We start from the raw sequence: 13134 nt of genomic DNA, 5'->3' as shown, positions 1-13134 counted from the left end.
GGGTCGGCGCGGCGTCGTCCGACACGCCCGTGGTCGGTGCGCCCGGGTCGGTGCGACGGTAGCGTGGGTGCGTGCTCCCGGTCGCGTTCACCTGTCCGCTGTGGTGGGTGGCGCGCTGGGCGACGCGGGTGCTGACCAGCCTCGCCGTCGTCGCGGCCCTGGCGCTCGGCGCAGGCCCGGCCACGGCCGCCGGGTCGATGCCCAGCCCGCTGTCGACCCCCGGCGCGGTGCCGGCCGCCGCCGTCGCCGGGCCGCTGGAGGCCTCCTGCCGCCACGTCGAGGCGCAGGGGGTGGCGCGGTCCGCCCCGGCGATACCGCCGGAGGTCACCGAGGAGTCGGTGCTGGCATGGTCGGTCGGCACGCCGGTGGCGCTCCCCGGCGATGTGGGCGCTCTCGTGGCCGGGGTGCTGCCGGTTCGCGCGGCCGGGTCCGAGCGGCTGCCGCTCCTCGACCGGGCGAGCGGTCCGGCTCCCCGAGCCCCGCCCGGGCGCTGAGCCACCGGGACGACCGTCCCGTCACCGCGCCCTGTCGATCCACCAGCTTCGTACCCCGCTGACCCGTGGTCCCGCCGTGGCCCGCTTGTCGGCGTGGGTCCCCATCGCACTGCTTTCTCCCCGAGGTGCCGACCATGGAGACCGCTGTCTTCTACCAGTTCGTGACCGAGGTGCCGCAGGCCGCCGCCATCTGGTCGACGCTGTTCCTGCTGACCCTGGGCCTGCTCACCGTGCTTGCCGCCCGCCCCGACCGGGACGGGCCCACTGACGATCCGCTGCCGGCCGTGCCCACCGCACGGGAGGTGGCCGCCGCCGAGGCCGTCGACCGGCGCCGCTACGCCGAGGAGGTGGCCGTCGCCGCCGCCGGCGCGGCCACCACCGCCAGGCGGCGACGCGCCGACTGGCTGACCGCCCAGGAGCAGCTGGAGGTGGCCTGGACCGGGTACGACGAGGCGGACACCGCCGCGCGTCGCTTCGCCGGCGCCGAGATGCTGCCCACCCCGCAGACACCGCACACTCCCGCCGAGTACGCGGCCCGGGAGCGCTACCTGCACCGGGCGGCGATGGCGGCCTACTGGCGGGGCGACCTCAGCATCGCGCAGCTCGGCGACGTGTTCGGCCACCGGCACGGGTGGGATCCCCGGCGACACCCGGTCGAGCAGGAGGCGCTGATCAGCCGGGTGGTCCGGGACGCGCGGCGTGTCGACTACCAGGCTGCCGCAGGCCGGGAGCGGGTCGCCTGGCGTGACGCGGAGTTGGCCGCCGAGTCGGCTCGTGTCCTCGCCGAGGAGGCGTACGCGGCGGCGGCCCGAGTGCACCCGGCCCCGGCGTCCGCGCCTCGGACGGTGGCCAGGGTGTTGCGTCCCGCCGTCGTGGCACGGTGGCGCCCGGCCCGGGCGGGTTGAGCCCGATCCGTGATGTGAGGCCGGTCACCAGATTGGGAAATCGGACGTCCAGCGCGGTTGGTGGGATTGTTCCGGCGAATGTGGTGCCGTTGTTTGCGGCCTGTCCGGTTGTCGCCCGTCGGCGTCACCGTAGCCGGTTGTCCCATCGAGTCACGTCATCGGCAATACGCGCAGAAATTGTTCCGCCGATTGGGGTTTACACAGGTGAACCTGGCTTGGCACGGTGCGGAGCGGCCAGTAGTGTCGTCACGTCCGATGCGGTAATCGATCGCAGGAAGCGACGCCGCATCGACCCGCTTAATCGTGATCTACGAACCGGGGACCCATCAGTAAGTCCGGGGTGAATCCGCGAGCCACGGCCCGCGGTAGGGCGATCTTCCCGCCCGAATCCGTCAGCTAACCCGGTAGGCGGTGTCGGAAGGAGTCACTCCTCGTGCAGCACCTTTCCACCCCTCGGTTGTTCCCTCGCCTCCACGGCGCGGCGGTGCACCCGCTCATCCGTCACGTGACGGTGAGCTGACCCCCGGGTCATCGCCTCTCCCGCCCGGCCGCGCCGGGCGTTCCCCTGAGCGGTTCACCATCCGCGGACCACCGTCCGCGTGCTGACGCCTGCCCGGATACCGGTCCGGCCCCGGTGTGCCGCTCTCCCCCTGATCCGTGGAGGACCCCGTGAAGCACACCCTGAAGCGTCAGCTCCGCCGCCTCGCCAGCGAGCGCCCGTACCAGATCGTTGCCGCCTCCGCCGCGGCCCTCGCGATCGCCACCACCACCGGCGCCCTGCTCACCAACGCCGACCACGCCCCGGCCAGCCAGCGCACCGCGACCACCGTCGCCGAGATGCGCAGCGACGTCGCCGCCTCCCGCAGCGAGGTGCGGGACGCGTCCCCCTCGGCCAGCGCCGCGCCGACCACGGCCGCCCCGACCACAGGTGCCGCGTCGCCGGCCGCCAAGGCCAAGAGCAACCCGGACCTCACCCGTAAGCCGACGCCGCCGAAGCCCCCCGCGACCAAGGTGCTCGACTACGACTACGAGGCGCAGAACACCTACTACAACTGCGGCCCGGCAGCCACCCGGAACGCGCTCAGCGCCGCCGGCATCGACCGCACCCAGGAGGAGCTCGGCGCCGAGCTGGGCACCACCGAGATGGGCACCAACTCGGCCGAGGACACCACCCGGGTGCTCAACGCCGAGGTGAAGGGCTCCCCGTACCGGACCCGGATGTTCGCCGGCGCGCCAAGCCCGGCGCAGATGGACCGGCTCCAGGCCGACGTCGTGAAGGCCATCACCGACGGCCGCGGCGTGGTGGCAAACGTCGTCGGGGACGCCACCGACACCGACGGCGGCTGGCACTCCTACGGCGGCGGGCACTACATCGCCGTCGTCGGCTACAAGGACAACGGCCGCACCGTACGCATCGCCGACTCGGCGAACCCGGCCGACCCGTCGTACTGGATCACCACGATCGACCTGGCCAACTGGATCGCCAGCCGGGGCTACTCCGCCTGACCCGGGCACGCTTACCGCCGCGGGCGCCGTCCCCCACGAGGGGTCGGCGCCCGCGGCGTCGTCGGCTGTGCGGTCAGTAGGTGACGAAGCCGTACAGCGCCTTGTGGTTCGACTTCGTCCCGACGACCGTGTGGTCGACGGCGGACGACTGCACGCTGCCCCTGACGAACAAATAGTCGATCTTGCTGGAGCCGCTGGTGGCCGCCGACCCGTACCCGGTCATGCCATAGCCGGCAAGCGTGCCGGGGGCGATGCCGGTGCGGTTCGCGTCGATCCCCACCACGCGGATGGTGGACGCGTTCAGCAGCGCGGTCGCGTCCGCACCGAGGTGGATGCCGCTGTCGGCGATGCCCCGGTCGCCGTCGCCGGCGCAGGCGTTCTGCCGGTTCTCCTGCGGCAGGTGCATGGTCGCGGCGAACACACTCGTGCCGGTCGCCTTGATGGTGAACCGGGCCGCGATGGCGCTGGTCCGCTTCCACTTGTAGTAGTCGGTGCTGTCCGGGTCGCTGTTCGGCGGCTTGTACAACGTGCACCCGGCGCCGTTGGCGTACGCCGTGCCCGGCTTGAGCCAGCCCGCGCTCCAGTACTTCGAGATGTCGCCACTGGCGAGGTTGAGCGTCCGCTTGTTCCAGACGATGGCGTTGGTCTGCTTCTTCTTGAGGTCTCCGAGCGACGCCGAGCTGCACCGGTGCGTGCTTCCCCACGGCTCCGGGTCGTCCCACGCCACGATCGCCCCGTAGCTGCCCGCCGGGTAGCCGAACTTCGCCGACAGTTGGTCGGCGTACGCCTCGGCCTGGCCGGTGCCGCGCACCTGCTGCACGATCAGGATGTCGGGCGCCAGCACGCCGCTGGTGCCGGTGCGACCGGCGTCGTCGACGAGGATCGAGCTCAGGTGGTCCGGTCCGGAGATGCGGGTGCAGCTTCCGTCGGAGTTGTTCACCACCAGGTTCTCGATGTTGTTGTTGTAGACCCGCAGGACCCGGTCGGCCGCCGCGACCGACGCGCCACCCGAGACGGCGGTCGACGGCGCGACGGGCGCGGGGGGTGTCTGCGGCGCGCCGAGCGTGGCGGCCGTCAGGGCCGCCACCAGCACTGGTCCGACAATTCTGAGCACGGTGGGCTCCTCTCCTGGGCGGGATCGACGGACGGCGCTCCCGGTCCGAGGGCGAAGACTACAGTGGATCTTCGTGGTGCGGGTGACACCTCTCGAACCTGGCGGTGAACCGTGGGAGACTGCGGCCGTGGTGGAGAAATCGGGTGGTAGAAGGCCGGTTCTGCTGCTGCTGCACGGCATGGGGGCGACCGGAGACGTGTGGTTGCCCTGGGCGCCGTACCTCGAGCAGCACTGGCCCGGGCGATGGCTGGCACCGGACCTCGCCGGCCACGGCTGGGCGCCGCCGCTGCCCTCGTACTCCTTCGCGGGTCTCGCGGAGCGGATCGGGCAGGCCCTCGCTCCCGACGACCGGCTCGTCGTGCTGGGGCACTCGCTGGGTGGGGTGGTCGGTCTGGCGCTTGCCGCCCGCGACGCCGGGATGCCTGTCGACGCGGTCGTCGGCCTCGGCATCAAGGCACAGTGGTCACCCGAGGAGCTGACCCGCGCCGCCGACCTCGCCGCCCGCCCGGTCAGTTGGTTCGCCACCCGCGCCGAGGCGGCGCGCCGCTACCTGCGTGTCTCCGGGCTTGTCGGCCTGGTCCCACCGGACCACCCGGTGGTGGACGCGGGGCTGCGTCAGGTCGACGGCCGGTGGCGTCTCGCCATGGACCCGACCGCCTTCGCCGTCGGCGAGCCCGACCTGGCCGGGCTGCTGGCGGCGACCGACGTGCCGGTGGTGCTGGCGCGCGGGGAGACCGACCCGATGGTCACCGACCAACAGCTCAAGGAGTACGGCGTACCTGTCGCCACGCTGCCCGGCCTCGGCCACAACGCGCACGTGGAGGACCCGGCCGCGGTGTTGGCGCTGCTCGACCCGTACCGCTGACCGGCTAGGCCGGTGCGGGCGCGGCAAGTGTCTCGGCGGGTGCCAGCTCCCGGCGGGCGGCGCTCAGGAACGCCTCGGCGTACGACTCGGCCGGGAAGTCTCCCAGGTAGCGGCGGCGGGTGGCCCACCGGGCCTCGGCCAACGGGTCGGTGTCCAGCAGCGCGGTCAGCACCTCGTCCACGTTGGACATGTCCCGGTGCAGCACGTAACCCGACCCGGCCAGCGGGAACCGCTCCACGAACCGGTCGCCCTCGCCACCCATGTCGGTGACGGCGTACGGCTTGCCGGAGTAGAGGAAGTCCGAGATCACGCCGGAGACGTCGGAGACCAGCGCGTCGGCGGCGTTGACGCACTCGGTCAGGCTCAGCTCCCGAGCCGCCGCCCCGACCACGTGCTGGCGGCCGGTGCGGGCCCGGTCGGCGACGAGCAGCTCGGTCAGGCGGCCCAGCTGACGGGCCGACGCCGGGTTCTGCGCGGTGTACGGGTGGGCCCGCAGGATCACCGTCGCGCCGCGCTCCAGCAGCCCGCGCAGCAGCTTCTCGGCCACCGGCAGCGAGCAGTAGTCGGCGTCGGCGTGGTGCCCGGTCCAGGTGGGGGTGTAGAGCACCGTCGGGTGCGCCAACCCGCGCGCGGGCTCCGGGCGTACCTCGATCGACTCGACCTGTGGGCGGCCCACCACCACGAACTTGTCCGCAGGGATCTGCACCCCGGCGCGGGCGTACCTGTCGATCGCCGCCTGCCCGGCCACGAAGATCCGGTCGAAGATCCCCGACACCGGGTTGGCGCTCGGTGCCTTGTCGCTGTCGCCGTGGTGCAACTGCACGTGGGTCAGCTGGGTGAAGCGGACGCAGTGGCTGTTCTTCGCCCCGTGGTTGACGTAGAACGCCGCCCGCAGGCTCGGCACCAACGCCTCGTCCATCGCCCGCAGGGTGGGGCAGTAGACCACCGGGGCGTCGGTGGCCGCCGCGATCGGGGCCAGGAACTCCGGTTCACGAACCATGACCAGGAACGGCCGGCCGATCCGCTCCAGGTACGGCAGCCACATGGTGACCTGGTACTCCGACCCGGGGGGCGCGGAGAAGTAGAGCAGGAACTCCGGTTGGTGCCGACGCAGCGCAGCGGCCACCGTGCCGCCACCGGCCCCCGGCCGGAACCGCCGCCGGGCCAGGTCCAGTGCGACCGCTCCGGCGCCCACCCCGACCAGCAGGCTCGCGGCGAGCGCCACACCGGCTGGCAGGGCGAGCGCGGCGGCGAGCGCCAGGACGGCGAGCAGCCCGAGCAGAGCCGTGTCGAGCCGGTCGGCGATCAGCGGCGTCCAGGCGCGTACCGGCAGGTTGGCCGCCCGGATCTCCAGACCTCCGGCGGTGCGCAGCGGCCCCACCAGCAGCACCAGCCCCAGCAGGACCAGCCCGGTGGCGACGAGCGCGAGGTCGAGCCCGTCGTCGAGCCGCCGGGAGTAGCCGACCAGGACTGCGGCGGCGACCAACGTGGTCTCCGCCACGAGGTCGGCGCCGGGTCGGATCCGCTGCTCGGCGGCCGAGGCGGCAAGCGCGGCGACGGCGAGCGCCAGCCCCCAGCCGGTGGCGCCGGTGAGCGCCAGCACGACGAAGGCCAGCACGGCCAACCCGGTGGTCAGGCACCGGGCGGCCAGCTTTCGGACCAGGTCGCCGCGCATGTCGCTCCGTTCGTGGTTCCGCAGCCGTCGGCGTCAGTTCGGGGACGAGGCGCCGGCCGGCGTCTCGGCCCGGTCCGACCCGGCCTGCGCCGGCACGGTCGGCGTGGGCCCGTCGCCGGGTGCCCGGCGTACGTCGATCACCTGACCGGTCAGGTCGGAGATCAGCACGTCGAGCGACGACTGGGCGACGGCCTCCGCGGCGAGCAGGGTGTGCTCCGGCTCCTCGCCGAAGGCCCGCGTCCGCATCGGGGTGGCGGTGCGCTCCGGGTTGATGCAGTTGACGCGGACGCCGACGTCGGCCCACTCGTCGGCGAGCGCCTGGGTGAGGTTGACCAGGGCGGCCTTGGTGGCCGAGTAGAGCGCGTAGCGGGCCCGGCCCCGGGTGTAGGAGCTGGAGGTGTAGAGCAGCAACTGGCCCTTGGTCTGTTGCAGGTAGGGCAGGGCCTGGCGGGCGATGGTCACCGGGCCGACGAAGTTGACCTGGAGCACCCGGGCCATGGTCTCCTCGTCCATCTCGGCGAGGGCGCCCCGCTCCAGGACGCCGGCGGTGACCACCACGTGGTCGATCCGGCCGGTGGCCTCGAACGCGGTCGTCAGCGCCGCCTCGACGTCCTCGGCCCGCTCCACGTGGGTGCCCGTGCTGGAACGGCTGAACGGGAAGACCTGCGCGCCGTAGCGGCGAGCCAGCTCGGTCAACTCGTGGCCGATGCCGTAGCTGCCGCCGAACACCACGATGGTGCGGCCGGTCAGCTCCTCGCTGTAGCTGCGGTGGTCGGTCAGCCGGGGGGCCTGCGCCGCGGCGAGCTGGAAGAGCTTGTCCGCCAGGTGCACGTCGACCGGGTGGGTGACCTTGATGTTCTCGTCCGACCCGTCGATCACCTTGATCGGGGTGCCGGGCAGGTAGCGCAGCACCACGCCGCAGTCGTCGGTGGCGGCGAAGTCCGGGTCGTCCTCGGCGATCCGGTACGCCGCCCGGATCGTGGGGGAGCGGAACGCCTGCGGGGTCTGGCCCCGGCGCAGCCGGGAGCGCACCGGGATGTCGGTGATGCAGTCGTTCTCGTCGACCTGGATGATCGTGTCGGCGGAGGGGATGGCCACGTCCACGGCGTCGTAGCTCCAGAGCGCGTTGACGCACTCGCGCACGATCCGGCCGCTGAGCAGCGGGCGCACCGCGTCGTGGAAGAGGATGTTGCAGTCCTGCGGGCCCACCGCGTCGAGCGCGATCCGGGTGGTGGCGTTGCGGGTGTCGCCGCCCTCGATCACCTTGGTGACCTTGCGCAGGCCGGCCTTCTCGACGATCTGCCGGGCGTCCTCGACGTGGCCGGTGGCCATCAGCACGATGATCTCGTCGATCTCCGGCGCCGCCTCGAAGACCGCCAGGGTGTGCTCGATGATCGGCTTACCGGCGATCTTGAGCAACTGCTTCGGGATGCCGAGACCCAGCCGGGTCCCGGTGCCTCCGGCCAGAACCACCGCCACTGTCCGCGAGGGCCGCCACGGCGTCTGGGTCTCCGCTTCGGCGTCCGGGCCAGTGGTCTGGTCCTGCGTCATTGCCGGATCCTCACTCTCAGGGATGCGTTAACGGAAGGTTCCGCCCGAGCGGCGACGGAATGAACCTTAACGCGCGGACCGCGCCGCCCCAACGCGGGCGACGCGGTCCTCAGGTGCCGTGTCGATGCCGGACGTTCGCCGGAACTCTACTTGCTGTTCGCGTACGCCTCATAAGCCCGGATGACCTCGTCGGTCGGGCCGTCCATCCGGATGAGGCCCGATTCCAGCCAGATCGTCCGTTCGCAGGTGTCCCGTACGGAGGAGAGCTGGTGGCTGACCAGGAACACCGTGCCGGCGCCCTCGCGCAGCTCCCGTACCCGCTGCTCGCTGCGCTTGCGGAAGCCCTTGTCGCCGGTGGCGAGCGCCTCGTCGATGAGCAGCACGTCGTGCTTCTTGGCGGCGGCGATGGAGAAGCGCAGCCGGGCGGCCATGCCGGACGAGTACGTGCGCATCGGCAGGCTGGCGAAGTCACCCCGCTCGTTGATCCCGGAGAAGTCGATGATGCCCGCGGCCTGCTTGGCCACGTCATCGGGGTGCATGCCCATGGCCAGGCACCCGAGCACGACGTTGCGCTCCCCGGAGAGGTCGTTGAGCAGGGCGGCGTTGACGCCCAGCAGCGACGGCTGCCCCTGGGTGTGGATGGCACCCCGGTTGACCGGGAGCAGGCCGGCGATGGCCCGCAGGATCGTGGACTTGCCCGAACCGTTGCTGCCGATCAGCCCGATCGCCTCGCCCCGGTACGCGGTGAAGGAGACACCCTTGACCGCGTGCACCTCCCGGACGTTCGGCGCGTGGGTGCGCTTGACCAGCCGGCGCAGCGCCGCCACCGGCGTGGTGCCACCCGAGGCGCCCTGGTGGACCCGGTAGATGATGTGCGCGTCGTCCACGACCACGGTCGGGATGCGCTCCTGCGTCCGGGTCATCGTCGCGCTCGCCTCGATGGGGGCGTCGAAGTGCTCAACCACGGCCGTACTCCTGTTCGCCGCGCCAGAAGTAGATGAAACCGCCGATGCCGGCCACCAGCGCCCAACCGGCGCCGACCAGCCAGAGCTGGGTCAGCGACTCGTTGAGCAGCGGTGCCTCCTCGAGCAGCGCGTACCGCGCCAACTCGATGTAGACCAGCAGGGGGTTGAACTGCACGAGGGTCGTCGCCCAGCCGGGCAGCCGCTCGAAGAGGCTGACGCTGTAGAGCACACCGGAGCCGTACATCCAGGTGCGCATGATGAACGGCATGACCTGCTTCAGGTCGCTCGACTTGGAGCCCAGCCGGGCCACCAGCAGCACCACGCCGGCGTTGAACACCGCCTGCAGCAGCAGGGCCGGCACCAGCAGCAGCCACTCCCAGGTGAGCGGCTCGCCGGTGACCAGCACGATGCCGACGAGCACCACCATCGAGGCCAGTAGTTGCTGGAACTGGGTGATCGTGGTGGACAGCGGCAGGCTGGCCCGGGGGAAGTGCAGCGCCCGGATCAGCCCCAGGTTGCTGCTTATCGACTGGGTGCCGGCCAGGACCGCGCTCTGGGTGAAGTTGAAGATGAACAGCCCGGTGGTCAGGTAGGCGATGAAGTTCGGGATCTCGTTCTGCGCCAGCACCACCCCGAAGATCAGGTAGTAGACGGCCGCGTTGGTCAGCGGGGTGAGCACCTGCCAGAGCTGACCCAGCTTGGCGTTGCTGTACGAGGCGACGAGCTTGGCGTTGGCGTACGCGGCGATGAAGTGCCGGTAGGCCCATAGTCGGCGGCTGTACTCGACGAGGCTGGGGCGCTCACCGGCGACCCGGAGCCCGTGCCGAGCGGCCAGCTGCGCCTGGGTCAGGCCCGTGTCGGGGTCGACCAGCGCGGTGGTGGCCATGGAAATGGCGCTCCGATCTTTCGTGCAGACGGGGGTTGCTCGCGACGATCGAATCCTAGTGGGACGTGTGCGCGGGGCGCCGCCTCGTCGCTGCGAGGACAGTAGTCCGAAACACGTCGGGACGCAACCGTACCGTCGTTGCGCTACGCTGTCCGGCGTGACCTGCGATAAGAGCCCTCGATGACCACCGAGAAGAGGCGGGCGCCAGCCGGCGCGGCGGTGCTTCGCGACGAGATCACCACGGCGATCCGCCGCGCGCTGATGCAGGAGCTCGCCGCGGTCGGCTACGGCCGGCTCTCCATCGAGGCGGTGGCCCGGCGGGCCGGCGTCAGCAAGACGGCGATCTACCGCCGGTGGAGCTCGAAGCTCGACCTGGTGCTGGAGATCGTCGCCGCCACCGCGCACCGCAAGCTCCCCGCCCTGGACACCGGCACCCTGCGCGGTGACCTCGCGCTGCTGTTCCAGGCGGTGGCCCACGCGCTCCGGCACCCACTGGCGTCGCAGATCATCCCGGACCTGCTTGCCGAAGCCGCCCGCAACCCGAGCATCGACACGACCCTGCGTCAGGTGCTGCACGTCCGGCAGCAGGAGATCGGCGGTCGCCTGGTCACCCGTGCCGTGCAGCGCGGCGAGCTGCCCGCCGACACCGAGGTGGACGCGGCAGTCGACCTCATCGTGGGTCCGCTCTACTGGCGGTTGGCCATCGCCCGGCTTCCGCTCACCGACGGTTACCTCGACAACCTGGTCGAATCCGTGGCGGCCGGGCTGGGCGCCGACAGCGTGCTGCCCCGTCCCCGGACCGCCCCGGTGTCGGGTTGACCGGCACCCGGACACACGACCGTCGGTAGCAGCGGCTACCCCGCCCGACTCCGCTACGCTGCCCCCTTGACACCCGGCCGTCACCGTGCCGACGCCCCTCATCCGCCTGACGAGTAAGGACGCCCGTGGCCAACGTCGACAGCATCGCCGTAGCGCCCGCCGAACCGGACCCGACGGCGCGGACCGGGCCGGCACCCCGACCCGCTGACCCTCGCGCGGGGCTGTCCCGGGTGCGCGCGCTCGTGGCCGTCGCTCCGGCGCTGCTCACCGATGGCGCCGTGATCGCGTTCGCGCTCTTCACCGTGCTCTACCACCTGGCCTTCCTCGGTGACCTGCGTCCGTCGGTGACCTTCCGGATCTGGCTGGTGGCCTGTGTGGTGCTCGCGGTCGTGGCCGTGCTGCGCGCCCGCCGCCGCGCCGGCACCGACAGCACCCCGGTCGACAGCGCGCCGACGGTTCCCGAGGAGCCGGTCGACGCACGGCCGGCCGCCGACCGCCGCCTGCTGGTCGGGGTCCTGGTCGCCGCCGCCGTGGCCGCCGTCTCCGCGGGTGTGGCCGGCACCAGCGACAGCGTCCCCTGGTGGATCCCGGCCGTGTCCGGCCTGGTCGCGGCCGTCGGTGGGCTCCTGCTGGTACGCCAGGCCTGGTTGAGCGGCCCGGCGCCCAGCCCGGCCGTCCCGGCGCCCACCGCGGCGCAGTCGGCGTACGCGCTTGTCGTCTCGGTCCTGGTCGGCATCTCCTCGTTGTTCCTGGCCCGCAACACCCCGGACGACGTCTACTACGTCGGCAAGTCGGTGTGGATCGCCGAGCGTGACCTCATCCCGCTCAACGACTTCCTGTTCTCCGAGAACGTGCTGCCGGCCATGGGCTCCCAGCCGCCGATCCCGTCGATCGAGGTCTTCGACGGCGCGTTCGCGAACGTCGTCGGCATCCACGCCAGCTCGGCCCTCTGGTACGTGCTGCTGCCGATCATGGCGGTGCTCGCGGTGCTGGCGCTGTGGCGGCTGACGCACCGGTGGGCCCCGCGGCGTCAGGTGCTGGCCTTCACCGTGGCGGTCGCGTACCTCTACCTCGTGGCCGGCGGTGACGCCGCGCTGGGCACGTTCCACCTGCCCCGGATGCACGAGGGCAAGGGCATGTTCGTCTCGGCGGTCATCCCGCTGATGTGGCTCTACCTGACCGAGTGGTTCGACAACCGGTCGCGGCGCAGCCTGCTGCTCATCGTGGCGCTCTCCATCACCGCGATCGGGCTCACCAACACCGCGGCGATCATCCTGCCGATGCTCGTCGGCGCGGCCGGCTTCGCCATGCTGCTGGTCGGCAGGTGGAAGGCGGCGGTCGTCGCGGCGGTCGCCGCCCTCGCGTACCCGATCGGCTCGCTCGTGGTCTCCCGCCTGCTGCTCGGCGGGATGGCCGCGACCGGCGCGGACGACGCCTTCTTCGACGCGGCGTACACCTACAAGCGGACCCTGCTGTTCGGTGTGGTCGGTGTGATCAGCGGCCTGGCGCTGTGGTGCGGGGCGTTGCTCGCCCGTCGGCGCACGCCCGCGCTGCTCGCCGCCGGCGCCACCCTGGCGTTGAGTGTGTTGTTCGTGCCCGGCGTGCTCGAGGTGCTCAGCGCGTTGAGCGGCATCTCGGTGGTGCTCTGGCGCGTGCCGTGGCTGCTCGCCCTGCCGACGCTCATCGGCCTGCTCTGCACCGTGCGCGTACCGGCGCCGACCCCGGCCCTGCGCCGGGCGGCGTCCGGCGGGATCGCGGTGCTGTTGGTCGCCGCGTTCGCGCTGTTCGCCACCCCGATGTGGTCGGCGAAGAGCTGGGTCGAGGTGCACGACCGGCCCACCTGGAAGCTCCCGCAGCAGCGTCAGGCGATCGCCTTCTGGATCAAGGGTCTGGACCGCCCGGAGGGCCTGCTGCTCGCCCCGAAGACGATCATGCGCACCACGCCGATCGTCACCAGCGAGGTCCGGGTTGTCCTACCTCGCGACTTCTACCTCGTCGAGTACGACCTCAACTCCCAGTTCGCCAAGGACAGGTTGCTGCTCGCCGGCTTCGCCGACGGCGCCGAGAGCCCGGCACCGGCCGAGTTGACTGCGGCACTGGACCGCCTGGACGTGGGCACCATCTGCGTCTACAACGGCAACACGTACGCCCGCGACACCGCGCCCCAGCTGGGCTACCAGGAGTTCGCCAAGCGCAAGGCGCCCGGGGCGGTGACCTGCTTCCGGCGGGCCGGCTGAGTGTTGCGCCAGCACCGCGCGCCCGACCCCGTACCGGGGTCGGGCGCACCCCACTGCGGAACTTTGCCCGAAATGGTGCCGGATACCCGAGCGACACCGAGCTGTCCCCTCGCGTTA

General features: G+C 72.0%; 11 protein-coding genes and 1 riboswitch. Of the genes, 6 read left to right on the top strand and 5 right to left on the bottom strand.

The window, feature by feature from the left end; translation table 11 throughout:
* Positions 1-71 precede the first annotated feature (71 nt).
* The 3 genes from ACWER9_RS22915 (at position 72) to ACWER9_RS22905 (ending at position 2905) form a co-directional block, all read left to right on the top strand.
* Positions 72-494 carry a hypothetical protein gene (locus tag ACWER9_RS22915; RefSeq protein ID WP_452303778.1) on the top strand — a complete coding sequence of 141 codons (423 nt, stop codon included), beginning with the start codon at positions 72-74 and terminating at the stop codon, positions 492-494.
* Between the two features lie 134 nt (positions 495-628).
* Positions 629-1399, top strand: coding sequence for a hypothetical protein (locus ACWER9_RS22910; protein WP_452303777.1), 771 nt, complete (start codon positions 629-631; stop codon positions 1397-1399).
* Positions 1400-1683: 284 nt separating this feature from the next.
* Positions 1684-1825, top strand: a riboswitch (cyclic di-AMP (ydaO/yuaA leader).
* Between the two features lie 231 nt (positions 1826-2056).
* Positions 2057-2905: a C39 family peptidase gene (locus tag ACWER9_RS22905; protein WP_452303776.1), complete on the top strand. Its 849-nt coding sequence runs from the start codon at positions 2057-2059 to the stop codon at positions 2903-2905.
* Positions 2906-2978: 73 nt separating this feature from the next.
* Here the strand turns inward: ACWER9_RS22905 and ACWER9_RS22900 are convergent, their stop codons facing one another.
* Positions 2979-4019: a hypothetical protein gene (locus tag ACWER9_RS22900; protein ID WP_452303775.1), complete on the bottom strand. Its 1041-nt coding sequence runs from the start codon at positions 4017-4019 to the stop codon at positions 2979-2981.
* A gap of 127 nt (positions 4020-4146) precedes the next feature.
* Here ACWER9_RS22900 and ACWER9_RS22895 point away from each other — a divergent pair, with 127 nt between their 5' ends.
* On the top strand, positions 4147-4884 hold the full coding sequence (locus ACWER9_RS22895; RefSeq protein WP_452303774.1) for an alpha/beta fold hydrolase: 738 nt from the start codon (positions 4147-4149) through the stop codon (positions 4882-4884).
* Positions 4885-4888: 4 nt separating this feature from the next.
* Here ACWER9_RS22895 and ACWER9_RS22890 read toward each other — a convergent pair whose 3' ends face one another.
* The 4 genes from ACWER9_RS22890 to ACWER9_RS22875 form a co-directional block, all read right to left on the bottom strand.
* On the bottom strand, positions 4889-6559 hold the full coding sequence (locus tag ACWER9_RS22890; RefSeq protein WP_452303773.1) for a CDP-glycerol glycerophosphotransferase family protein: 1671 nt from the start codon (positions 6557-6559) through the stop codon (positions 4889-4891).
* A gap of 33 nt (positions 6560-6592) precedes the next feature.
* The gene (locus ACWER9_RS22885; protein WP_452303772.1) at positions 6593-8110 is read right to left on the bottom strand and encodes a D-ribitol-5-phosphate cytidylyltransferase; all 1518 of its coding nucleotides are present in this window, start codon (positions 8108-8110) and stop codon (positions 6593-6595) included.
* Between the two features lie 146 nt (positions 8111-8256).
* Positions 8257-9033, bottom strand: coding sequence for an ABC transporter ATP-binding protein (locus ACWER9_RS22880; RefSeq protein WP_452303792.1), 777 nt, complete (start codon positions 9031-9033; stop codon positions 8257-8259).
* A gap of 34 nt (positions 9034-9067) precedes the next feature.
* Positions 9068-9961 (bottom strand): ABC transporter permease, encoded by an 894-nt coding sequence (locus ACWER9_RS22875; protein WP_452303771.1) that lies wholly within the window; start codon positions 9959-9961, stop codon positions 9068-9070.
* A 180-nt stretch (positions 9962-10141) separates the two neighbouring features.
* Here ACWER9_RS22875 and ACWER9_RS22870 point away from each other — a divergent pair, with 180 nt between their 5' ends.
* Positions 10142-10780 (top strand): TetR/AcrR family transcriptional regulator, encoded by a 639-nt coding sequence (locus ACWER9_RS22870; protein WP_452303770.1) that lies wholly within the window; start codon positions 10142-10144, stop codon positions 10778-10780.
* Positions 10781-10905: 125 nt separating this feature from the next.
* Positions 10906-13017: a DUF6077 domain-containing protein gene (locus ACWER9_RS22865; RefSeq protein ID WP_452303769.1), complete on the top strand. Its 2112-nt coding sequence runs from the start codon at positions 10906-10908 to the stop codon at positions 13015-13017.
* Positions 13018-13134 lie beyond the last annotated feature (117 nt).

The sequence above is a fragment of the Micromonospora sp. NPDC003944 genome (assembly GCF_053605225.1).
This window is presented reverse-complemented; position numbering and strand designations above follow the sequence as displayed.